This is a genomic window from Thermosyntropha tengcongensis, assembly GCF_055381335.1.
Genome location: NZ_AP042437.1, coordinates 148,047 through 172,256, shown reverse-complemented (window position 1 = coordinate 172,256; position 24,210 = coordinate 148,047). Strand labels below are relative to the sequence as shown.

Below are 24,210 nucleotides of genomic sequence, written 5' to 3'. Positions count from 1 at the left end.
TTAAGCCTCCTTTCCCATCCCCAGAACCTTGCGCAGATACTGTCCGGTATAGGAACAGGGATTAAGGGCTACTTCTTCCGGAGTGCCTGTAGCTACCACCCTTCCCCCCTCATCTCCCCCTTCCGGTCCCAGGTCTATAATATAATCAGCACATTTTATAACATCCAGGTTATGTTCAATAACCAGCACCGTATTGCCTGCATCCACCAGGCAGTTCAATACATATAGGAGATGGGCCACATCATGCATATGCAGGCCAGTAGTAGGCTCATCCAGGATATATAAAGTTTTTCCCGTAGAGCGGCGGGAAAGCTCAGTGGCCAGCTTTACCCGCTGGGCTTCCCCTCCTGAAAGGGTAGTAGCCGGCTGCCCTAAAGTGATATATCCCAAACCTACATCCTGCAGCACCTTAAGTTTGCGGTAAATCTTCGGGATAGCCTCAAAAAACTCTACCGCTTCATCAACCGTCATGTTCAGGACATCAGCAATATTCCTATCCTTATACTTTACTTCCAGGGTTTCCCGGTTGTACCTTTTGCCTTTGCATACCTCACAGGGGATATAAACATCAGGCAGAAAATGCATCTCAATCTTTATTATCCCGTCTCCCTGGCAGGCTTCACACCTTCCTCCCCGCACATTAAAGCTGAAGCGTCCCGGCTTATATCCCCGCATCCTGGCTTCCGGGGTGCTGGCAAAAAGCTCCCTTATACTGTCAAAAACCCCGGTGTAGGTAGCCGGATTGGAGCGGGGAGTCCTGCCAATAGGGGACTGGTCTATATTTATCACCTTATCGATAGCCTCTATCCCTTTTATCTCCTTATATTTCCCCGGGCGGTAAAGCGAACGTCCACTGGATGCCCCTTTATAAAGCTTCTGCATAAGGGCAGGATAAAGAATCTCTTCTATAAGCGTGCTCTTTCCCGAACCGGAAACCCCGGTTACCGCTACCAGCTTGCCCAGGGGTATTTCTACATCTATATCTTTAAGATTATGTTCAGATGCCCCTTTTATTGCTAAATACTTCCCGTTTCCCGCCCTTCGCTTTTCGGGTACTTTTATCCCCATCCTTCCTGCCAGGTAGGCACCGGTAAGCGACTTTTCCTCTTTCATAATCTCATCAAGGGTCCCCAGGGCCACTATCTCCCCTCCGTTAACCCCAGCCCCAGGCCCAATATCAACTATAAAATCAGCACTGCGGATAGTGTCTTCGTCATGTTCCACCACAATAACAGTATTCCCCAAATCCCGCAGCCTCTTTAGCGTATTTATCAGCCGGTCATTATCCCGCTGGTGCAGGCCAATACTTGGTTCATCCAGCACATAAAGCACCCCTACCAGGCTGGAGCCTACCTGGGTAGCCAGCCGGATGCGCTGTGCCTCCCCTCCGGACAAAGTGCCTGCTGAACGGTCAAGGGTAAGATAATCAAGGCCTACATCTATAAGAAAATGCAGGCGGGATTTTATCTCTTTTATGACCTGCCTGGCTATCAGCTGGTCTCTCTCGTTGAGCTTAAGGTCAGCAAAAAACCTGGCTGCTTCCTTTATCGACATGGCCGTTATGTCAGCAATAGATTTTCCTTCTATTAAAACCCACAAAATCTCGGGCTTCAGACGTTTTCCCCTGCAGAAATGGCAGGGGGAAGAAGTCATATATTTTTCAATCTCTTCCCGGGAAGCTTCCGATTTCGTTTCCCGGTAGCGGCGGCTCAAGTTGTTTATGACCCCTTCATAGCTCGTCCTGAAAACTCCGGTTTCCCCGTAGGAATTGGTATAGGTTACCTTGAACCTCTCATCCCCGCTCCCGTAGAGGATAATGTCCAGCTGTTTTTTGGTAAGCTTTTTCAAAGGTTTATCAAGCGGTATATCATAGAAAAGCGCCATACTGGTCAGTACCTGCTGGTAATAGGCATGAAAGCCGTTCGCCCAGGGGATTACCGCCCCCTCCTGCAAACTCTTGTCCATATCAAGGACTAAAGCCGGGTCAACTTCAACCTTTTCCCCCAGCCCGTCACATTCCGGACAGGCCCCATAGGGGCTGTTAAAGGAAAACATGCGCGGGCTTAATTCCGGCAGGGAAAATCCGCATTCCGGGCAGGCAAAATCCCGGCTGAAAACCTTAAGCTCCTCTTTCCCGTCATCCCCTATGATAACTACCTGAACCAGTCCTTCCCCCAGCTCAAATGCCAGCTCCACCGCCTCAGCCAGGCGGCTTCTTATCCCTTCCTTGATGACCAGCCGGTCAACAACCGCGCTTATATCGTGTTTTTTATTCTTATCCAGCACAATCTCTTCATCAGAAGTATATTCAAAACCGTCTACTATTACCCTTACAAACCCGTCCCTGAAAAGATTCTGCAATACCTTGCGGTGTTCCCCTTTTTGCCCTCTTATAACCGGTGCCAGAACCTTTATCCTGGTCTTCTCCGGCAGAGAAAGCAGGCTGTCCACCACCTGGTCTACCGTCTGCCTTTCAATAGGCACCTTGCAGTTAGGGCAGTGAGGCTTTCCTATGCGGGCAAACAAAAGCCGCAGGTAGTCATATATCTCCGTCACCGTGCCTACGGTGGAACGGGGATTGTTGGAAGTAGATTTCTGGTCAATAGATATAGAGGGGGACAAGCCTTCTATATAATCTACGTCCGGCTTGTCCATCTGCCCCAAAAACTGGCGGGCATAGGTAGAAAGGGATTCCACATAGCGCCGCTGCCCTTCGCTGTATATGGTGTCAAAAGCCAGGCTCGACTTGCCGGAGCCGGAAACCCCGGTAAAAACAATAAGCCTGTCCCGGGGGATTTTAAGCTCGATATTTTTTAAATTATGTTCCCTGGCTCCTTTGATGTATATATAATCCCTGGACAATTTCACCTACTCCTTTGCATCCGATGTATCAGCCATTTGCAGCTATCTTATCTTCAGCTCTTTCTTTAGTTCTTTTATCATGTCCCTTATCTGGGCAGCCCTTTCAAAATTAAGTTCTTCTGCCGCTCTAAACATCTCAATTTCCATATCCCTTATCATCTTCATCTTTTCTTCAAGAGGCATCAGCTTATAATCATCCTGCCGGTATTTGCCTTCTTCCTCTGCGATAACTGCCGCTACCGGCGCATAAACAGCTTTCTTTATCGTCCGGGGGGTTATGTTGTGCCTGCGGTTGTACTCTATCTGCAGGCTGCGGCGGCGGTTAGTCTCATCGATGGCTGCCTGCATGGCCGGGGTTATACGGTCCGCGTACATCAAGACCTTCCCTTCCGCATTGCGGGCTGCCCTTCCTATGGTCTGGATAAGCGAACGGGTCGAACGCAAAAATCCTTCCTTATCAGCGTCCAGGATGGCAACAAGCGCCACTTCCGGCAAATCCAGCCCTTCCCGCAGCAGGTTGATTCCCACCAGTACATCAAAAACCCCCCTGCGCAAATCCCTTAAAATCTCAAGCCTTTCCAGGGCATCTATATCAGAATGCAGGTAGCGCACCTTTATCCCGGCATCACCAAGGTAATCGCACAGGTCTTCAGCCATCCTCTTGGTAAGGGTAGTAACCAGCACCCGAAAGCCCTTATCTACCCTTTTCCTTATTTCTTCCATCAAGTCGTCAATCTGGTTGGCAGTTGGCCTTACTTCGATCTCCGGATCGACAAGGCCGGTAGGCCTTATTATCTGTTCCACCACCTGCTCGCTTACCTTAAGCTCATAATCCCCCGGAGTAGCACTCACATAAATAACCTGGTTTATCTTCTGGTTAAACTCGTCAAAGGTAAGGGGACGGTTGTCCAGAGCAGAAGGCAGCCTGAATCCGTATTCCACCAGGTTGAGCTTGCGGGACCTGTCCCCTTCATACATAGCCCCAATCTGAGGCACGGCAATATGGGACTCATCTATGAAAAGCAAAAAATCAGGCGGAAAAAAGTCCAGCAGGGTGTAAGGAGGCTCACCCGGCTTCCTTCCTGTAATATAGCGGGAATAATTTTCTATTCCCTTGCAGTAGCCTACCTCTCTTATCATCTCCATGTCATAGCGGGTGCGCTGCTCCAGCCTCTGGGCTTCCAAAAGCTTGCCCTCCGCGCGAAACCTGGCAAGCTGCATGTTCAGCTCTTCCTCAATTTCGCTGGCAGCTGCCAGCATCCTGTCCCGGGTAGTTACAAAGTGCGAAGCCGGAAAAATCATGACATGCATCCGGCGCCCCAAAACTTCACCGGTAAACGGGTTAAATTCAATTATCCGGTCAATTTCATCCCCAAAAAATTCAACCCTCACCGCATTTTCACCGGTAGAAGCCGGGAAAATCTCGACTATATCCCCTCTTACCCTGAATTTTCCCCGTTCAAAACTTATCTCATTTCTTTCATAGTGGTTCTCGACAAGCCTTTTTAAAAGCTCATCCCGTCCAAGCTCCATCCCCGGCCTTAAAGAAACGGCCATTTTATAGTAGTCATCAGGCGAACCTAAGCCATATATACAGGAAACGGAAGCTACAATAATAACATCCCGGCGTTCCAGAAGCGAAGCAGTGGCTGAGTGCCTGAGCTTGTCTATCTCGTCATTTATGGAAGAATCCTTTTCAATATAGGTATCAGTGGATGGCACATAAGCTTCCGGCTGATAATAGTCATAATAGCTTATAAAATACTCCACCGCATTATCGGGAAAAAACTGCTTAAATTCCGCATAAAGCTGGCCGGCCAGCGTCTTGTTGGGCGCTATCACCAGAGTCGGCTTTTGCACATTTTTTATAATATGGGCCATGGTAAAAGTCTTGCCTGAACCGGTAACCCCCAGAAGGGTCTGGTGCCGGTAGCCTTTTTTTATCCCTTCCGTAAGCTTTTTTATCGCCTTTGGCTGATCCCCGGTCGGCTTATAGTCAGAATTTATCCTGAACTCCTGCATGGATTTATCCCCACTTCCCTTAGTCTGGCTGGTTATTATTACATTATAACCATTTAATATATATTCCCGGCAAGACTTGTACTCAATGGCCTGAACCTGGTTTATCCTTATTTTAGCAAAAATCTGCTGAGCTCTTCCCTTTTTCCCTCCAAAAGCTCAAAATCTATCGCTTTTTCATATATGCTGTTTATCTCTTTAAGATAACCGTCCCATTTTTCCAAATGTTCCCTGGCCTTAATAAGTTTTTCTTCATGTCTCCTGCTTAGATTTATATACTGGTAAGCTTCTTCCTGGCTGTAAAACTTAAGCGCACTTCCCATGTCTATCACTACATCGCCAGGCCTGGCAACCAGCCCTTTTTCTCCTCCATCTATAACTGCAATGTCAAGGTTTTCTACTATAATCATATCCAATTTTTCCCCATCCAGCCCATTATGGTAATACTGGATGCTCAGCCCTTTTTCCCGGCAGAAAGCGGCTAGGTTGCTTATAACTGTAGATTTGCCGCTGCCGGAAGGCCCTTTTAATATATAGCGGCGGCTGCAGCTCCGGCTTATCTCTTCCAGATAGCTTACCAGCCCTTCCCGGGTAAAAGAGGAGGCAAAATAATGCTTTTCCTTTCTATACTCTCTTTGAATTTCCCTGGTCAGCCTTTCCGTAATCCTCTTTATCTCTTTCATATCAAGCCTTCCCGCACCCAGGCTGTACATCTCTTCCTTTATCTTTCCGGCTTCTTTAATCATTTTCAAGGCTTTTTCCTTTTCCTTTTTGAGCAGATGAGCTATTTCATCAAGTTTTTCTGCCTCTTTCTCATCTATTTCCCGGACTATAAAATCCCCCAAATTTATAAAATAGGTTCCAATTCCGGGATAGCAGGGCTCTACTGGCTCCGGAACATTTCCCTTGATGACGGCAGTTTCCAAAGCTGGCACATAGGCCCCATCTACCCGGGAGGGATCCAAAGCCCCCACCCAGAATTCGACTGCACATCCCTTTTCGTAAAAGAATTCTCCCCATCTTTTGATAAAATCCGACAGTACATTATCGGCAGCGCCTTTTAATACATAAACCTTTTTCAGATGGCCGACTAAATCGGCAATAAAACTTACAAAGCCATCCCGGGTATGGCTGCTCACCAAAATATACCTTATTTCAGGATTTTTCATCCTCTCCACCTCATCTAAGACTTCTTTGCTCTTAGTCTATTCATAAGGTATATAAAAAGTGAACATTCCCGGTAGTTAAATAGTTTTTCCCCTTCTTCCTTCGCCCCCAGCCATATCACCACCTCATGCCCCAGCGGTGAAGCCAGAACCGTGAGCGGAACCAAAACTTCCCACCGGGAAGCGAGAAGCGCGAGAGAAAGCAAAAAAAGGCTGAAAAATAAAAGGTGGCGGGAAGATCGGCGGGATTTTTCCCTCGGATTCTCCTGGTAAGTTATTTCTCCATATCCCAGAACCGCCAGAACCGGTACAATTTGATAGTTTAAATGGGCGACATCCTGACTGTGGGCGAAAAGAGGCCACCAGTCAGGCATGTACAGGCTTAAAGAAACCGGGCTATACCCTGTGCTCACCAGGACCAGAAGCGGCAAGGGCCAGAATTTCTGAAGATTAAACCCTTTTCTTACTATCCCGTTCTGCTTGATTTCCACCGGCAGAGGATTAAAATAACCGTTAAGATAAATAAGAATGCTCTCCACCAGGTGCAAAACCCCTATCAGGGCCATAAGGTGCGGGATATTTATGTCAGGACAGCCAAATAAAAGGCTTATAAGCCCTACCACCCCTCCAGCATAGGCAAAACACAGATAGCGCGGATTTACGAGCATCAGCAAAACGGCAGCTATCCACAGATAGCTTATGCCTACCAGAGCCAGGTCAATCCCGGCAAGGATAAGGAGAACACTCCCGGTTACACCTCCCAGAAGCCCGTAAAAAGCAGAAAAAAGACTGCTCATAAGGGCAGTCCCCCTTAAGGCTAAATATTCTTCCTTTTTTTCCAAACGGGCATACTGCCAGGTAATAAGGCTGAAAAGCAGAACATAAATAATGACAAAAAGGGGCGAGGTAAAAGCATCTTTGGCTACCTGCCCCAACATGTGCCAGAAGTAGATAAATGTATGCAAATCAACAACCTCCGCACTTTTATGAAGGTCTATCCCACCTAAAATATCTGTTTTTTAAGGATTTCTACCGCCTTATCCAGCTGCAAATCCTTGTCCTTCTCCCCTTTTTCCACTTCATAATCGGGATGGATTCCTATTTCATTTATATCGGTTCCGCTGGGAGTAAAATACTTCTGGGTGGTAAGTTTTAAAGCCCCTCCATCCCTTAAGGGATATACCGTCTGCACCAGGCCTTTGCCGAAAGTAGTCTTGCCGACCAGAATTGCCCTCCTGTTGTCTTTCAGGGCTCCGGCCAGAATTTCTGCCGCACTTGCGCTATCCTCATTTATGAGGACTACTACTGGTATATCTATATTACCTCCGGAAGATTTATATACCTCTTCCCTTCCTTTGCCATCCCTTACGCTGACAATCTTTTTGCCTTTATCCAAAAACAGGCTGGCAATTTCCAGAGCGGCATTAAAATCACCGCCCCCATTATAGCGCAGATCCAGAACAATCCCCTTCATCTTCTTTTCCCCTACCAGGTCATTGATGGCATCTGCCATTTCCTGAGCTGAATGGGCATGAAACTGGTTTAATGAAATATAGCCTATCCCGCTTACCGTATCCAGAATTTCATAATCTACGGAAGGAACATTTATTATCTCCCGGGTAATCTTGAATTCATGCTCTTTGCCGTCAGATTCCCGATAAACGGTAAGCAAAAGCTGGGTTCCCGGATCCCCGCGCATCAGGCTTACCACTTCATCCTGGGTCATGTTCTGCACACTTTCCCCGTTTATCTTAAGGATAATATCCCCATTCTTTATACCAGCCCTATAAGCCGGGGTTCCTTTTATAGGAGATACAATCTTGAATTTCCCTTTGCCCTCTTCCAGAACATAAACCCCTATGCCGCCAAATTTTGCTTCCAGCCTTATCTTAAGCTCCTGCCAGGTATCTTTGTCCAGGTATTTGGAATAAGGATCATGCAGGCTGTCCACTATGCCGCTGGTGGCTCCCAGAACCATCTGCCCCACGGTAGGCTCATAAAGCCCCTGGGTTTTGACAAGGGTTATCACACTTATTAAAGTGCCGACATGGCCTGCATTGGTGGCAAAAAACCATATAAGGCCTGAAGAGAATAGAAATCCCAGCAGGGCAAAGAAAACCAGAATCCCTCTTGCTAACCTGTTTTCTCTCAAGACATCATCACCACATCACCATTTTATTTTTTAACAGACAATATTATGTTACTCCAAACCGGGAAATAAAACAATTTTTAGACCAAAAAATTTGCGGCTATTAAATCAAGAAGGCAGGTACCCTTTCCTGCCTTCTATCTTATATATCCCATAGGGTCAACCGGGCTTCCGTCTTTGCGGACCTCAAAATGCAGGTGGGGTCCGGTGCTAAATCCTGTGCTCCCTACCTTGCCTATAACCTCCCCTTTGGACACCGTTTGCCCGTTTCCAGCTACAAAACGGGACATATGGGCATAAAGGGTAGACATGCCGTTGCCGTGGTCAATTATTATCATATTTCCATATCCTCCATTGTACCCGGCATAAATTACTACCCCGCTGTCTGCCGCTACTATATTAGCCCCCATGGGTGCCCCTATATCCACTCCGGTATGCAGTTTTCGCACCTGGAGTATAGGATGGAAGCGCATGCCAAAAGGAGAGGTTATCGTATAATAGCCAGGGGTCGGCCAGGTATATGCCCCGGTTCCCAGCGCCTGGCCGCTGTTTTTGGCCTGCAGCTGCCTGATAACCGCTTCCAGCTGTCTTGACAGTTCTTCCAGCTCATTTAAAGCCTTTTCATACTCTTTGGCTTCCATCTGCAGCTGGTTAAAAAGTTCAGCTTTTTCCTGCTTTTTCGCTTCCAGGGCTTCTTTCTCCTCTGCCTGTTCTTCTTTAATGCTTACCAGCTCTCTCTTTTTTACCTCCAGATCGCTTTTCTGCATCTTGAGCCTGTCGCGTTCCGCCTCAATCTCTTCAATAAGCTGGCGGTCCTGTTCCACAATCATGCTCAGCATATCATAACGGGTTATAAAATCTTTAATATCGGTAGCTGAGAAAAGGACTTCCAGATAAGATACATCACCGGTTTCATAGATAAAGACCAGGCGCTCGCTCAAAACCTCTACCTTTTCATTGAGCTTTTCTTCCGCTTCGGCAATCTCCTTTTCCTTTATGTCGATATTAGTCTCCAGAACGCTAATCCGGTCATCAAGCTGGTTAATCCTGCTTTCAGCAGCCATAATGTCAGACTCGATGTCCTTTATCTGTCCCCAAACCGAATTGGCCTCTTTCTTTTTGGCCTTTAACATCATCTGGTTAGCTTTTATCTGGCGGCTTACTTCATTGAGCTCTCTCTTCTTCTCTTCCAGTTCATCGGCATAAGCCGGGAAAATAAAGGTAAGCAAAAGACACAGGGTACCCAAAAAGGCTAAAAACCTTCTTTTCCTCTCCCCAAAAAAACGGATCATACAAAAACTACCTCCTGCCAGAATCAAACCTTAAGAAAGCGGTTTACCGAAATAAAAGTCCCCAGGATGCCTAAAAGGCTTCCTACCCCTATAAGGCTTAAATAAATCCGGTTTACCACTTCTGCCTTAGCTACCAGAGGCAGAAAAAACACAGTCTGCATATTGCTGATAAGCGAATTATAGGCCAAGGCCAGAATGCCTACCGCTACCAGGGCCCCTAAAGTCCCCAGAATAAAGCCTTCGATAAAGAACGGCCATCTTATAAACCAGTCCGTAGCCCCGATAAGCTTCATCAGGTAAATTTCCTTGCGCCGGGAAAAAATGGCCAGCCTTATCGTCGTAGCGATCAGGAATACCGCTCCCAGCCCCAAAAGGACAATTACAGCCGTGCTTACCACCCTCACCCAGCGGGTAACCTGAAAAAGCCTTTCCACTACTCCCTGTCCGTATTTAACCTTGTATATCCCGTCTATTTTTTCAATCTTCCTGGCAATTCCGGGAACTTTATGCGGGTCTTTGGCCTTTATCTCATAGGTATCGGGGAGGGGATTTTCCCCTATAGTCTCCTTAAGGTTTTCAGTCCCCATCTTCTGCTGCAGCTTCTTTAAGCCTTCCTCTTTCGATACAAATTTTATCCTGTCTATCCCGGGAATAGCCCTTATCTCCTCCTCTATCCCTTTTACCTGGGAAGGGGTAAGGGACTTGTCGATAAAGGCAACTATTTCGACATCAGATTCCAGGTGTTTCATAAAATTGCCCGCATTGACGGTTATCAAAAGGGCTACCCCTAAAATAAGCACACATATGCATACGGTAGAAACCGTAGCCAGGGTAAGCAGCCGGTTGCGGGAAAGCGAACGCAAAGCTTCCCGAAAAAAATAGATTATATTTCTCATGCCAGAAACTCCCCATCAGGATAATCTCCCACAACCCTGCCTTTTTCCAGCATAATTACCCTTTTGTGTGCATTTTTGACCAGCTCGCGGGCATGAGTAGCCATAATAACAGTAGTCCCCCGGCGGTTTATATCATAAAGGAGTTCCATAATCTCCAAAGAAGTATCAACATCCAGGTTGCCGGTAGGCTCATCAGCAATGAGCACCATCGGCTGGTTGGCCAGCGCCCTGGCTATGCCTACCCGCTGCTGCTCCCCTCCGGAAAGCTCCCCGGGAAAGCACTTTTCCTTGCCTTTAAGGCCTACCATCTTCAAAAGCTCAGGTACTCTATATTTTATGTCATTAGGTTTGGCCCCGATAACTTCCATGGCAAAAGCCACATTTTCATATACCGTCTTATTTTCCAGAAGCTTAAAATCCTGAAAAATTATGCCCATAGTCCGCCGCAGTGCCGGTATCTCCTTTCTCTTCATGCGCACTATGCTGCGGGAAGCGATAAATATCTGGCCCCGGCTTGGCTTCTCTTCCCTGAAAAGCATCTTTATCAAGGTTGATTTTCCGGCTCCGCTTGGCCCCATCAAAAAAACGAACTCACCGCGATCTATCTTCAAGGAAACATCATCAAGCGCTTTTACCCCATTGGGATATATTTTGGAGACATTGTAGAACTGAATCAGCATCTGTCTTCCTCCTTGCCAAAAAAAAGACCACCATTTAAGGTGGTTCTACAAAAATATCCAAAAATCCTCTTTTATTCAGGATTTAATTTTCAGTAAATTATGCACATTATTACATATTTCGGAAACCGTAAGCCTGTAATATTCCAAAAGCTCATCCGGCGCACCTGACTGCCCGAACACATCATTAATGCCCATCCTTTTTACCGGTACCGGGCATTTTTCACTTACCGCTTCACATACAGCGCTCCCCAGTCCTCCTATAATGTTATGCTCTTCCACGGTAAGGATAGCCCGGGTTTCCTCAGCTTTGCGCAGAATAAGCTCCTCATCCAGAGGCTTTATCGTATGCATATCTACCACTGATACATCAATGCCTTCCCTGGCCAAAACTTCAGCCGCTTCCAGAGCTTTGCCCACCATTATGCCACAGGCGATTATCGTCACATCTTTGCCTTTTCTGATTTCTATTCCCCTGCCTATCCTGAAATCCAGGCTGTCATCATATATTACCGGAACTGCCGGCCGCCCCAAACGCATATAAACCGGCCCCTCGTGATGATAGGCTGCCAGCACCGCTTTCCTGGTACTTACCCCGTCAGCTGGCACTACTACCGTCATATTGGGAAGGGAGCGCATAATGGCTATATCTTCCACTGCCTGATGGGAGCCCCCATCTTCCCCTACCGTTATACCGGCATGGCTGGCACAGATCTTCACATTAAGCCGCGCATAAGCCACAGAATTTCTGACCTGTTCAAAAGCCCTGCCTGCCGCAAATACTGCAAAAGAACTGGCAAAAACCTTTTTTCCAGTAGTAGCAAGGCCAGCTGCCATCCCTATCATATTCTGTTCCGCAATACCGGCATTAAAAAACCTTTCCGGAAACTCCCTGGCAAAATCAGAAGTCTTGGTAGACTTTGACAGGTCAGCATCCAGAACTACCACATCATCATAAAGCCTGCCCAATTCAGCCAGCGCTTTGCCATAAGCATCCCTGGTAGCTTGCTTTTCCAAAATAAAACTACCTCCTTCTTGCCCCTCTTAAGCCAGGCCCAGTTCGGCCAGAGCCTTTTTAAGCTCTTCTTCTTTCGGCGCTACTCCGTGCCATTCAGCCCGGTTTTCCATGAAAGAAACCCCTTTGCCCTTGACGGTTTCGGCAATAATGGCAGTAGGCCTTCCTTTTGTTTCCCTTGCCTTGTTCAAAGCCTTAAGTATAGCTTCTATATCATGGCCGTCAATATTTACAACTTCAAAGCCAAAAGCCTTAAACTTGTCCACCACCGGTTCCGGAGACATAACCTCACTTATCCTGCCGTCTATCTGCAAGCCGTTGTGGTCAACAATAACCGCCAGATTATCCAGTTGGTAATGGGCAGCAGCCATCAAGGCTTCCCATACCATGCCTTCCTGCAGCTCGCCATCGCCCAAAAGGGCATAAACCCGGTAATCCTTTTTATCAAGCTTTCCTCCCAGTGCCATGCCTACTGCCCAGGATATGCCCTGTCCCAGTGAGCCGGTTGATGCTTCCACACCAGGGAGCTTTCGCATATCCGGATGCCCCTGCAGAGGGCTTCCCATCTTTCTCAGGGTAGAAAGCATATCCAGCGGGAAAAACCCTTTTTCTGCCAGGGCCGCATAAAGCACCGGAGCCGCATGTCCCTTGCTCAATACAAAGCGGTCCCGGTTCTCATCCCCCGGGTTTTGCGGATCTACATTCATTTCCCAGAAATAGAGGCAGGCTACTATATCGGCAGCCGAAAGAGAGCCTCCGGTATGTCCGGAACCTGCCCTGGCCAGCATCCTCAAAATATGCCCCCGTAAAACCCTGGCCTTTTCTTCCAGACTTTTTACCACCTCAGCACTTATCTCTCTCACCTTACTCCTCCTTTGAAACAGGGGGACGGTTCTCTGTTTCACCATCTCCCCTTACTTAAAAGCCTTGTTTTTAAGGCAGGCATAGATAAACTCGTCTATTTCGCCATCCAGCACCGCGCCGGCATTGCCTATCTCTACCCCGGTGCGGTGATCTTTTATAAGGGTAAACGGATTCAAAGTATAGGTTCTTATCTGGCTTCCCCAGGCTATCTCTTTATATTCTCCCTTCAAACTCTGCAGATTATCCTCCAGCTCCTTCTGTTTAAGCTCATAAAGCCTGGCCGCCAGTATTTTCATGGCACTTATCCGGTTGGCATGCTGTGACCTTTCATTCTGGCACTGCACCACAATCCCGGTAGGTATATGGGTTATCCTTACAGCAGAATCGGTTTTATTGACATGCTGCCCTCCTGCTCCCCCTGCCCGGTAGGTGTCAATCTTCAGATCTTCCGGATTTATATTTATCTCAATCTCTTCATCAATCTCCGGCAGCACGCTTACCAGGGCAAAAGAGGTATGCCTCCTTCCTGACGCGTCAAACGGGGATATGCGGATTAAACGGTGCACCCCTGCTTCACACTTGAGTTTGCCGTAAGCATAAAGCCCTTTTACCATAAAAGTGACACTCTTTATCCCGGCTTCTTCCCCTGCCAGATAGTCCATTATCTCCACTTCATACCCTGAATTTTCCGCCCACCTGGTATACATGCGGAAAAGCATCTCTACCCAGTCCTGGGCTTCTGTTCCCCCTGCCCCGGCATGCAGGGAAACAATAGCATTTTTGGCATCATGCTCGCCGGAAAAGAGGGTTATAAGTTCAAACTCCTCGAATCTCCTTGCCAGGCTTTTGAGCTCTCCTGTCATTTCCCTGACAAGCTCTTCATCCTCTTCATCCTCGGCCATGGCAAGCATATCCCTTATATATAATGCATCATTAAGCAGGTTTTCATAAGCTTCAATATCAGATTTAAGGCTGCTCATAGCCTTTAGCACTTCCTGGGCCTTTTTGCTGTCATCCCAGAATCCTTCCTTAAGGCTTTCCGCTTCCAGTTCTTTTAGCCTTTCCTTTTTATTTTCTATGTCAAAGAGAAACCCTCATCTCTTCAAGGCGGCTTACTATCTCTTTAGCCGTCTGCATCGGATTGTCAAACATCAAAAAGCCCTCCTCATATAATTAAAATTATCAGCTTGCTTCCCTTCCACAGCATTTTTTGTACTTTTTGCCGCTCCCGCAGGGGCAGGGATCATTTCTGCCTACCTTTTCCCCTACCTTTACCGGCGTTTTAACCTCATCCTCGCCGTGGCTGGCAAAAGTCTTTCTTTCTTCCAGCTTCTGGGCTACCCTTACCCTTAGTATATAGCGTACTACATCTTCTTTAATACTGAAAACCATATCCTGGAAAGCCTCATAGGCCTCGAACTTATATTCAATGAGCGGATCCTTATGGGCATAAGCCCTTAAGCCTATCCCTCCCCGCAGCTGGTCCATGGCATCGATATGGTCCATCCACTTTTCGTCAATAATGCGGAGCATAATCCACTTTTCAATTTCCCGCATATTTTCACTGCCGATTTCCTGTTCCCTCTGGTCATAAAAAGCCTTGGTCTTTTCAGATATAAAAGCCTTAACTTCCCTTTTGGTCATGCCTTTCAGGTCTTCTTCCGTAAAATCAGGCTTCGGCAGTATATTCTGCTCTACATAATTCATAAGGCCAGGAAGGTCCCACTCGTCCGCATACCTGGCTTCCCCGGCAAAACTGTCCACTACCCTGTCTACTACATCATCAATCATGCTGAAAATTGTATCTTTTAGGTTTTCGCCGAAAAGAACCTTGCGCCTTTCTCCATATATAACTTCCCGCTGTTTATTTATGACATCATCATATTCCAGCACCATCTTGCGGATGTTGAAGTTGCGGGCTTCTACCCTTTTCTGGGCATTTTCTATGGCTTTGGTCACCAGATTGTTTTCAATCGGCATATCGTCATCCATGCCCAGCCTGTCCATAAGCCCTTCTATATTGGCAGAGCCAAAAAGCCGCATGAGGTCGTCTTCCAGGGAAACATAAAAGCGCGATTCCCCGGGGTCTCCCTGTCGGCCTGACCTACCCCTAAGCTGGTTATCTATGCGCCTTGCCTCATGCCTTTCCGTACCCAGCACATAGAGCCCGCCCAATTCTTTTACCCCTTCGCCCAGGACAATATCAGTACCTCTGCCTGCCATATTGGTAGCAATAGTTACAGCATATTTCTGGCCGGCTTTGGCGATAATTTCCGCTTCCCTTTCATGGTGCTTGGCATTAAGCACCTGATGGGGGATACCCCGTTTGGAAAGCATCTTGCTTAAAAGCTCCGATTTTTCAATGGATATAGTCCCTACCAGCACCGGCTGTCCCTTCTTATACCTTTCCGCAATATCTTCCACTACCGCCCTGAATTTGCCCATTTCAGTGCGGTAAACCACATCCGGGCGGTCAATGCGAATCATGGGCTTATGGGTGGGGATAACCACCACATCCATGCCGTAAATCTTGCGGAATTCCTCTTCTTCCGTCTTGGCAGTACCGGTCATTCCAGCCAGCTTGCGGTACATGCGGAAATAGTTCTGGAAAGTTATGGTAGCCAGGGTCTGGGATTCCTTTTCAATCTTAACCCCTTCCTTGGCTTCAATCGCCTGGTGCAGGCCGTCGCTGTAGCGGCGTCCAAACATAAGGCGTCCGGTAAATTCATCAACAATAATCACCTTGCCGTCTTTGACTACATAATCCCTGTCCCGGTGCATGAGAAAATGAGCCTTCAGCCCCTGGTTTATGTGATGGGCAAGCTCCATATTTTCGGCCAGGTTTTCCACCCCAAAATACCTCTCGGCCTTCTTTACCCCTTCTTCCGTAAGGGTAACAATATGGGATTTTTCATCTACCTTATAGTCCACATCCCTTTCCAGACGCGGCACAAACTTGGCAATCTGGTAATAAAGATTGGTAGGTTTATCCCCTTCTCCCGAAATTATAAGCGGGGTGCGCGCTTCATCTATGAGGATGGAATCCACCTCGTCCACGATAGCATAGTGAAGATCGCGCTGCACCATATTTTCCGGCCTTATAACCATATTGTCCCTTAAGTAATCAAAGCCGAACTCATTATTGGTGCCATAAGTAATATCACAGCTGTAGGCATGTTTGCGCTCTGCATAATCAAGCCCGTGTACAATAACCCCTACCGTAAGGCCGCAGAATTCATAGACAGGGCGCATCCACTCGGCGTCGCGCCTGGCCAGGTAGTCATTTACTGTTACTACATGCACCCCTTTGCCTTCCAGAGCATTAAGATAGGCAGGCAAAGTAGCCACCAGGGTCTTTCCTTCCCCGGTCTTCATCTCTGCTATCCGCCCCTGGTGCAGGACTACTCCTCCAATAAGCTGGACATCAAAATGCCTCATTCCCAGAGTGCGGCAAGCTGCTTCCCTTACCAGGGCAAAAGCTTCCGGCAGTATGTCATCAAGGCTTTCCCCATGGCCAAGCCTTTCTTTAAACTCCTGCGTCTTTCTGGGGAAATCTTCATCCTTTAATTTCTTGATCTCCGGTTCCAGAGCATTAATCCTTTCCACCGTTTTGGAAATCTTTTTAATCTCCTTTTCATTGTCATCCAGAATCCTGGCAAGAAATTCCCTTATCACCTTTAACCAACCTCTTTTCAAAAAAACAAGGAACCTTAATGGTTCCCTGTAATATTCCTCATCTAATTTTATATAATAGCACTTTTATACCTTCAACTTCAACTAATCAAAATTTGGCTCAATCAGGCCATAGTTGCCGTCATTTCTTCTATATACAACATTTACCTCCTCGGTTTCCGCATTGAAAAATACGAAGAAATTATGTCCCAGAAGGTTCATCTGCATGATAGCCTCTTCCGCATCCATAGGCTTTAAAGCAAAACGTTTGGTGCGTACAATCCTGAAGCCTTCTTCATCTTTGGCAGCTTCATTTTTGATCTCTTCCACTACCGCCTGCTTAAAGCCTATCCCCTTATGGTGTTTATAAAGTTTCGTCTTATATTTGTCTATCTGCCTTTCCAGCTTTTCCTGCACAGCGTCAATAGAGCTGTACATATCATCGGTGGCCTCTTCTCCCCTCAATATTATACCGTTCAGGGGAATAGTAACTTCAACCTTATGCTTTTCTCCTTCTATGGAAAAAGTAACCTGCGCTGTCCTCACATCCTCGATATATCTTTCCAGTTTGGAAAGCCTTTTTTCTGCGTAATCTTTAAGGGCCTGGGTAACCTCAATGTTCTTCCCCCGGAATTCAAACTTCATATAACCACTCCTTCCCTTATCCTGCAGGTTCATCTGGGCATATTTGAACCTTGTGCTCTGCACCTTCTTAAGGCCAAAGCACAAAAAGCAACATCACAATGAATTGCAATTGCTCTCTCTTTGCACTATCTTTACATATATTTTACCATATGTTAAAGATTCTACTCCAGTTAAACAAAATCCTGCACAAAACAAGTTTTATTGTCAAAATTTTTCTAAAAAATACAAAACCGGGCTTAAAGCCCGGCAAATATTCCTTTATTAATACGCTGCTTTTCTTTGCATCTGGAAGCAATCCATGCAGTAAACAGGTCTGCCATCTACAGGCTTAAAAGGAACTTTGGTATCGGCTCCGCAGCTGGCACAAACTGCACTGTACATTTCCCTGGGAGCACGACTGCTGCGGCTGCCACTGCTGCGGCGCGCACCTCTGCACTCCTTGCAGCGCTTAGGTTCGTTTTCAAAACCTTTTTCCGCATAAAATTCTTGTTCTCCGGCAGTAAACACGAATTCCCTGCCACAATCCTGACACACTAAAGTTTTGTCCTCAAACATCTGAAAGAATCCCTCACTTTGATCTTAGATTTCCTGTTGCAGATATTTCCTCACACCTGAGGGATATCCAACTAACAGTATGTTCATTATATACCTTAACCAAAAAAATAGCAAGGAAACTTATAATTTTAATATAAATTTTTATGTATTGCCCTCTTTGTCCCTCAATATCCCGCGATATACATCATCTTCCCATACCGCGTCAATACCATATTCATCCTCTACCCACACCCGGCTGCGCAGGTCAGCTATAGGGGAAGGCCTTTCCCTATCTTCTCTCATCCTGTCTTTTTTCACCTTTTTGCGCCGGCTTATATTCCCTTTGGCGGCATCCAGCCTTTTTATATACATATTGAGATGGCGGTCGCTTTCCCGGATAAGGTGGTTTAACAAAGGCCAGTTGCGGCGGGTGGTAACTACCGTCAAAATAAGGCTCTGCCTTCCGTTTTCGTCATACCCTACCTGCATGGTAACCGGAAAACCATAATATTTAAGCTGTTCAGCCAGTTCCTTCCCCGTATCCATATGTTTATAAACAACCACCTCAATAGCCCCCAAAGCCAGTTTGCCCTCTATCCATCCCCCGACATATATGCCGCAAACCCTGCCCATGGCAAAAGCCAGCACATAGGCAAAACTGTCCCCTTTAGCCACCAGGGTAACTGAATAAACAAAAATAATCGAATCGATAAAAGTAGTTATATAAACCGGCTTAAGTATACGCTGGGAAAGAAATATGGTCCGCAAAGTCCCCAAACAGGTGCTGCTCAAATTGAGCAAAAAAACCAGCCATATATTAAGGTCAGCAAAAACAGAAAAATAAGCTAAAGCCATTTTTATGTAATACATATAATCACTTCTTCCATCATATCTAAAACCCATTATAGAATAAGTCCAGAAAAATAAAAGCGGGCTTTCAAAAAAGCCCTTTCTTCAGTTCGGCCTTTTTTCCTGCATAACCTTCCGGTAAAGATTTTCCGCTTCCTTATATCCTCCCTGGCTGTTGCGATAACGCACTCCTGACCAATCCTTGAGTATAACGCTGTTCTCATGGTCAACTTCGCTTATCTCCAGGAGCACCCTGTTCAGTTCCGATATTGCCCATCTTAGCTCTTCCCAGGAATTCTCCTCTATCCTGCCTTTAAGTTCGGAAAGGGTAAAATTGTCAATGCCCAGAAGAGATACTGCCGTTCCCCTCAGTTTTACATTTTCCTGGCTGAGCCTGCTTATCTCATCCATAATAATGTTGCGTTCCTTAAGAAGGCGCAAAAAACCTTCTATATCCATGTTTTTGCGGTCGGACAGGCACGCTTTCTGTTTATATGCCAGATCCCTCATTTCCGAATAGAGCTTGTGCTGTTTCCGAAAATTGTCTATTACATCCCGCACAAAATTTTCTCCCATAAGCTACACTTCCTTGTAATACTATATCCTGTATACTCTTTGCCGCCCCCTTGCCGCATCACATTTTTTTACCTGCGGCCATCAAAAAACCAGCCTTCACTTTCCGCCTCTTCCCCGGCATAGGCTTTGCGCGCTTTTTCACTCTGCCTTAAAGATTTAAGCTTTTCCCCCAGGCTGGCAGCCTTCTCCTTTAAAACCTGCTGGCTTCTTTCTTCCTGCTGTTTTATAAAAAGCATTATTTCCCTTATTTCCGGATCTTCCTTAAGAGAACTGGCAGCTTCCCCCAGGCGGGAAAATATCTCATCAATATGGGAAATAGCCTGGTCTTTTTCATCCAGAACCGCCAAAAGCTCTTCTTCCCATCCCGAGGCATCATCGCTTATGCTTTCCACCAGCATAAGCTGGCGGCAGGATATATCAAGGAGATACATAAAAGCTGCCTTAATCTCTTCCCTTCCTTCAAAAGCAAAATTGTCCATCATATCACATCTACCCTTTTATGCTGATATTCTGCGGACGGCTGTTTTCTATCATGCTTGCGGACTGCTTCTTGACTGCTTCCTGCCAGGTATCCCGCAGTTCAGTCAAAAAAACTTCCACTTCATCCAGGATAGCTGCATCTTTTTTGACATTGGCCTCCACCATGCGCCGGTACAGATAATCATATATGCTGTAAAGCTGTTTGGCTATATCATATTCCATATTCAGGGTAACCATAAGTTCAGTAACAATATCCTGGGCCTTTATAATATGGTTATGGGCCTTGTTGTAATCCTTTTCCCCTATGCCTTCCCTGGCCAGCCTCACATTCCTTATCGCTCCATCATAAAGCATGAGAAGCAGTTTTCCCGGGGACAAAGTCTCAATACTCGTCTTTTTATACTGGTCATATGCCTGGGCATACATATTCATCCGCCATCAAGCCTCCCTTAAAGATATTTTTTATAACCGCTGAAAATCCTCTTCCCTTTTTCTCCCTTTTTCTTACATTTTTAAACATCATGTCTAGACCAGGGCATCTACAAAAACCCCCAGGAACTTATCCAGCACTTCTTTGATGCGGGCTGAAATCTCCAGCATATACTCAGGCGGAATCTCGCGAATAACCTTGTTAGAGTCAGTATCTACCACTTTTATCTGATATTTGCCGCTCTTTTCATGCAGCTGAAACTCCAGGTGGTAATTGCTGATGCGGAAAGCTTCATTGGCGGTATCTACTGCCTGTTTAAGCACTTCCGGGTTAAGGCCCTTTTCTCTTTCGCCGTGGCTGCCATTCTTTTCTTCACTAACTGCATTTTGGGGAACTGGTTTTATGGAAAGCTCCTCTGCCGGTTCATTTTTTACCCTGAAATCCTGCCTTATATAATCAACAGCTGCTGCCGGCCCTTCAATCCGCATAAGCTCGCCTCCTCAAAAAATCTCCTGTATTAAATATCGTTATATTTATACAAAACTTTAACCCTTTTTACAGGGACAGTTCTCTGGTTCACCCTGTTATTGTTGTCGAAATCTTAACACTATATTTAAGCCCTTTTGGCCTATCCTTTTCACTTTTTTGTTGAAATTTGGCGAAAATAAGTTACAATATATCTTGTTGTGCTAATTTTCACAATCACTAATGTGCTTGCGGGATAACGGGTACCACAGGGGTAGTTCTGGTGGTCCTGCCCAACAAAAAAAGAAGGAGTGGAAATGATGAATTTTTACACCCCGGAAGAAACAGCAGCTATCGCGGTAAGTGCCGGCGCCAAAAAAGCTTCGCTCCCCATCTATAAAATGCTCCTTTTGGGCATCCTGGCCGGTGTCTATATCGGCTTTGGAGCCACTATCGCCATAAAAATCGGCTCTGCGCCTGACAGCAACACGGCTTTGGGCATCTTTCTCTATGGAGCAGTATTTTCGGTAGGGCTTATGCTGGTTATGATCTGCGGAGCTGAACTTTTTACCGGCAACAACATGACCTGCTTTATGGCTGTGCTGGACGGTAAAGCCAGCATATCCGGACTTTTGCGCAACTGGTTTTTTGTATATATTGCCAATTTTATCGGTTCTGTGCTGTTAGCCTGTATCGTTTTTTATGGAATGTTCTGGCTATCTCCTGGTACATCAGGCGCTCTTGCCTTAAGCCCCATAGGTGAAAAAGCTGTTTATATAGCCAAAAGCAAGATGAGCCTTTCTTTCTCGGCTGCCTTTATGCGGGGAATACTCTGCAACTTTTTGGTATGCCTGGCCGTTTTAATGGCTCTGGCCGCCAAAGATATAGCTGGCAAAATACTGGGCATATTCTTTCCCATCATGGCCTTCGTAAGCAGCGGCTTTGAACATTGCATAGCAAATATGTTCTATGTTCCATATGCCATCATGATTGCCAGGGCTTCTCCGGAAGCAGTAGCCTCCAGCCTAGGCATGACGGCAGCTGAAGTAGGCCATGTTTTCACCTACAGCCACTTTATAACCAGCAATCTGATCCCGGTAACCCTGGGGAACATCCTTAGCGGCTCTATTCTGGTAGGCGGTTTTTATTATCTAATCTATATCAAAAAACAGGTAGCCAAAGAAGCGAATACTGAATGGCAGAAGGTTAAAAGCCTGAAACAAGCCTAGCTGAAAAACTGAAAAAGGAGGCGGTTTTCCGTTTTATCGAAAACCGCCTTTTTATATCTTTATATTTCCAGCAAAAAATGCTACATTTTAATAAAAAAAGAGAGGTTTGCTATGATTCCATTAAGAGACAGCACCCCCAGCAGTTCTTTTCCGCTGGTTACCGTGCTTATCATACTTGCCAACATCTATATTTTCTACCTGCAGATAAGCGGCGGCCTGGCCGGCATGGAAGCCATGGTTTATGAAGAAGGCTTTATCCCGTCCCGTTTTCTATATCACCCTTCGTCGGCAATAACCTATATGTTCCTGCACGGCAGCCTTATGCACATAATATCCAATATGTGGATGCTGTGGCTTCTGGGCGATAATGTAGAAGACCGCATGGGCAAAATGCGCTTTCTGCTTTTCTATATCCTGTGCGGCACTATAGCTGCTCTGGTTCACTATTACATAAATCCCCATTCACCTATCCCGGTAGTGGGGGCATCGGGAGCTATTGCCGGAGTTATGGGGGCCTATTTTATCATGTTTCCTCGCGCTCGCATCCTAACCTGGGTTCCTCCTTTCTTTCTTTTTACTTTTCCAGCCTGGTTCTATCTGGGAATATGGATTATAACCCAGCTGTGGGCCGGCCTGGGAAGCCTTGCTGGATTAGGCCAAAACACCATCGCCTTCTGGGCTCATATAGGGGGATTTGCGGCAGGAGTAATCCTGCACCCGTTCTTTACCAGAAAAGAAGAGCATCCCTATTACTACTAACTGCAATACACAGGATGCAAATATACTTAAAGCCTTTAAATAAAAGCTTCTGCTTCTCACCTTTCTTCATCTTTTAGGGGGAATTCATTCTTCAGCAGCTTCCATCCCTTTCCCGGCTTGCATATAGTTGTGAAAAATAGTACAATTGTCCACGGTACAAAATATAAGCAAACAACCAGGAACAAATCGGTACAGGAATGGAGGCATGGTACATGCAAAGGGAAAAAGATGAATGGCTGGCCCGCTTTGTCGATGAAGCCATAAAAGCTATGGATGAAAAAAATTTACAGTCCAAAAAAGAAAGCCTTTTAAAAAAAATATTCAAGAAAAGCAAATAAAACAGGCAAAGAGGGGATTTCCCCTCTTTTTAATTTATGCTCAATCTCCTTAATTTTTTTACCGATAATATCCATATAAACCTGCTGAGCAGGAAAAACGTCTGCTTGTTTTGGCCCTTCAGGGAGGGGATACCATGATTATTCAAAACTCCACGCTTTTTATGGAAGCCAGGAGAACATACCGGGAAGAAAACAGCATAACAGAAAGGCTGGCTATATGGTCAGATGCTCCACCAGACAGCAAAATACCCAATTTTTACAATGATGTGCTTGCACTTTCCAAAGAGGCAAAGGAAATGCTGAAAACCAAACCGCCAGAAATAGAAGAGGATGAAGATATGCTGCTTCTTTCCCTGGAAGACAGGCTTAAAATAAAAATCCTTGCCGCCTTCATCGAAAAACTTACCGGCCAAAAAGTGCGCATCCTGGTTCCCAGAATACCCAAAAATCCGGAAAAGATGGAAAAAATACTTTCCAGGCTGGAACAGCTTAAGAATAAGCCGCAAAGCGACCGTGCCGGCTGGGGGCTTATTTATGATTATGAAAGGGATTACAGCGAAGAAGAAACCGTGTCTTTTAAAGCCAACGGGATAGTGAAAACCGCTGACGGCAGGGAAATAAACTTTGGCTTACACTTTAACATATCCCGTTCCTTCAGGTTGAAAACCGCAATACATTTAAGAGCTGGCGACGCACTGAAAGACCCGCTGGTTATAAACTTTGGCCGCAGTTTTGCAGCTCTTGGCAGCCGAAAGTTTTCTTTTGACATTGATGCTGACGGCAGGGAAGACCAGGTTTCCTGCCTCCTTGATGGCAGCGGCTTTCTGGCTATAGACCTTAATGGGGATAACATTATAAACGACGGGGGTGAGCTTTTTGGCCCCCGCAGCGGCAATGGATTTGCAGAACTGGCTTTCTATGATGACGATAAGAATGGCTGGCTGGATGAAAACGACCCTGTATTCGATAGGCTCCGCATCTGGGTTAAAAATGAAAAAGGGGAGGATAGGCTGCTCCTCCTTGGGGAAGCTGGCATAGGTGCAATATACCTTGGACACATCAATACCCTTTTTCACATCAAAGATGAAAATAACCTGGAACTGGGAAGAATAAGAAATACCGGCCTGTTCCTCAAGGAAAACGGCCAGGCAGGGACTATCCAGCAGATTGACCTTAAGATTTAAGGGGACGGTTCTCTGAAACAGGGGGACGGCAGACTGTGTGAGAATCTGCTCTTTTAATAACTTGGCTGTTTATTTTAAAAGCATTATTTTTATTATTGAAAAAGATATA

Annotated in this window: 23 protein-coding genes; 4 read left to right on the top strand and 19 right to left on the bottom strand. The window is 46.1% G+C overall.

The window, feature by feature from the left end; genetic code table 11:
* The 19 genes from uvrA to ACZ42E_RS00770 all read right to left on the bottom strand — a co-directional run bounded on the left by uvrA (position 1) and on the right by ACZ42E_RS00770 (position 20,614).
* Positions 1–2,862: an excinuclease ABC subunit UvrA gene (gene uvrA / locus ACZ42E_RS00860; protein ID WP_464892582.1), complete on the bottom strand. Its 2,862-nt coding sequence runs from the start codon at positions 2,860–2,862 to the stop codon at positions 1–3.
* Between the two features lie 42 nt (positions 2,863–2,904).
* A complete protein-coding gene (uvrB, locus tag ACZ42E_RS00855) occupies positions 2,905–4,884 on the bottom strand; it encodes an excinuclease ABC subunit UvrB (RefSeq protein ID WP_464892581.1) in 1,980 nt (659 codons plus the stop codon).
* A gap of 107 nt (positions 4,885–4,991) precedes the next feature.
* Entirely contained in the window at positions 4,992–6,050 is a 1,059-nt protein-coding gene (locus tag ACZ42E_RS00850) for a hypothetical protein (protein WP_464892580.1), read from the bottom strand.
* Positions 6,051–6,064: 14 nt separating this feature from the next.
* Entirely contained in the window at positions 6,065–7,012 is a 948-nt protein-coding gene (locus ACZ42E_RS00845) for a hypothetical protein (RefSeq protein ID WP_464892579.1), read from the bottom strand.
* A 38-nt stretch (positions 7,013–7,050) separates the two neighbouring features.
* Positions 7,051–8,199, bottom strand: coding sequence for a S41 family peptidase (locus ACZ42E_RS00840; protein ID WP_464892578.1), 1,149 nt, complete (start codon positions 8,197–8,199; stop codon positions 7,051–7,053).
* Between the two features lie 134 nt (positions 8,200–8,333).
* A complete protein-coding gene (locus ACZ42E_RS00835; protein ID WP_464892577.1) occupies positions 8,334–9,488 on the bottom strand; it encodes a murein hydrolase activator EnvC family protein in 1,155 nt (384 codons plus the stop codon).
* Positions 9,489–9,511: 23 nt separating this feature from the next.
* On the bottom strand, positions 9,512–10,384 hold the full coding sequence (gene ftsX / locus ACZ42E_RS00830; RefSeq protein ID WP_464892576.1) for a permease-like cell division protein FtsX: 873 nt from the start codon (positions 10,382–10,384) through the stop codon (positions 9,512–9,514).
* Positions 10,381–11,061, bottom strand: coding sequence for a cell division ATP-binding protein FtsE (gene ftsE / locus ACZ42E_RS00825; protein ID WP_464893548.1), 681 nt, complete (start codon positions 11,059–11,061; stop codon positions 10,381–10,383). The genes ftsX and ftsE overlap by 4 nt, the downstream gene beginning before the upstream one ends.
* Before the next feature lie 78 nt (positions 11,062–11,139).
* A complete protein-coding gene (locus ACZ42E_RS00820; RefSeq protein ID WP_464893547.1) occupies positions 11,140–12,081 on the bottom strand; it encodes a transketolase family protein in 942 nt (313 codons plus the stop codon).
* Positions 12,082–12,105: 24 nt separating this feature from the next.
* Positions 12,106–12,939, bottom strand: coding sequence for a transketolase (locus ACZ42E_RS00815; protein ID WP_464892575.1), 834 nt, complete (start codon positions 12,937–12,939; stop codon positions 12,106–12,108).
* A gap of 51 nt (positions 12,940–12,990) precedes the next feature.
* Positions 12,991–14,092, bottom strand: a protein-coding gene (gene prfB / locus ACZ42E_RS00810) for a peptide chain release factor 2 (RefSeq protein WP_464892574.1) whose coding sequence is annotated in 2 segments (ribosomal slippage) — positions 12,991–14,022 and positions 14,024–14,092 — 1,101 coding nt in all. Because the reading frame shifts where the segments join, the coding sequence is not laid out codon by codon here.
* A 30-nt stretch (positions 14,093–14,122) separates the two neighbouring features.
* A complete protein-coding gene (gene secA / locus ACZ42E_RS00805; protein ID WP_464893546.1) occupies positions 14,123–16,612 on the bottom strand; it encodes a preprotein translocase subunit SecA in 2,490 nt (829 codons plus the stop codon).
* Positions 16,613–16,717: 105 nt separating this feature from the next.
* On the bottom strand, positions 16,718–17,257 hold the full coding sequence (gene hpf, locus ACZ42E_RS00800) for a ribosome hibernation-promoting factor, HPF/YfiA family (protein ID WP_464892573.1): 540 nt from the start codon (positions 17,255–17,257) through the stop codon (positions 16,718–16,720).
* Positions 17,258–17,518: 261 nt separating this feature from the next.
* Entirely contained in the window at positions 17,519–17,812 is a 294-nt protein-coding gene (locus ACZ42E_RS00795; protein ID WP_464892572.1) for a zinc-ribbon domain containing protein, read from the bottom strand.
* A 141-nt stretch (positions 17,813–17,953) separates the two neighbouring features.
* Complete coding sequence (locus ACZ42E_RS00790) at positions 17,954–18,694, bottom strand: DUF5698 domain-containing protein (protein WP_464892571.1); 741 nt, start codon at positions 18,692–18,694, stop codon at positions 17,954–17,956.
* A gap of 51 nt (positions 18,695–18,745) precedes the next feature.
* Complete coding sequence (gene flgN, locus ACZ42E_RS00785; protein ID WP_464892570.1) at positions 18,746–19,216, bottom strand: flagellar export chaperone FlgN; 471 nt, start codon at positions 19,214–19,216, stop codon at positions 18,746–18,748.
* A 68-nt stretch (positions 19,217–19,284) separates the two neighbouring features.
* Positions 19,285–19,698, bottom strand: coding sequence for a hypothetical protein (locus ACZ42E_RS00780; protein ID WP_464892569.1), 414 nt, complete (start codon positions 19,696–19,698; stop codon positions 19,285–19,287).
* Positions 19,699–19,705: 7 nt separating this feature from the next.
* Complete coding sequence (gene fliS / locus ACZ42E_RS00775) at positions 19,706–20,128, bottom strand: flagellar export chaperone FliS (RefSeq protein WP_464892568.1); 423 nt, start codon at positions 20,126–20,128, stop codon at positions 19,706–19,708.
* A 93-nt stretch (positions 20,129–20,221) separates the two neighbouring features.
* Positions 20,222–20,614 (bottom strand): flagellar protein FlaG, encoded by a 393-nt coding sequence (locus ACZ42E_RS00770; protein WP_464892567.1) that lies wholly within the window; start codon positions 20,612–20,614, stop codon positions 20,222–20,224.
* 294 nt (positions 20,615–20,908) lie between these two features.
* On the opposite strand from ACZ42E_RS00770, the gene ACZ42E_RS00765 reads away from it, so the two are divergent.
* The 4 genes from ACZ42E_RS00765 (at position 20,909) to ACZ42E_RS00750 (ending at position 24,101) form a co-directional block, all read left to right on the top strand.
* On the top strand, positions 20,909–21,820 hold the full coding sequence (locus tag ACZ42E_RS00765; protein WP_464892566.1) for a formate/nitrite transporter family protein: 912 nt from the start codon (positions 20,909–20,911) through the stop codon (positions 21,818–21,820).
* Positions 21,821–21,931: 111 nt separating this feature from the next.
* The gene (locus ACZ42E_RS00760; protein ID WP_464892565.1) at positions 21,932–22,579 is read left to right on the top strand and encodes a rhomboid family intramembrane serine protease; all 648 of its coding nucleotides are present in this window, start codon (positions 21,932–21,934) and stop codon (positions 22,577–22,579) included.
* Positions 22,580–22,791: 212 nt separating this feature from the next.
* Entirely contained in the window at positions 22,792–22,917 is a 126-nt protein-coding gene (locus tag ACZ42E_RS00755; protein WP_464892564.1) for a hypothetical protein, read from the top strand.
* A gap of 134 nt (positions 22,918–23,051) precedes the next feature.
* Entirely contained in the window at positions 23,052–24,101 is a 1,050-nt protein-coding gene (locus ACZ42E_RS00750) for a hypothetical protein (RefSeq protein WP_464892563.1), read from the top strand.
* Positions 24,102–24,210: the final 109 nt, after the last annotated feature.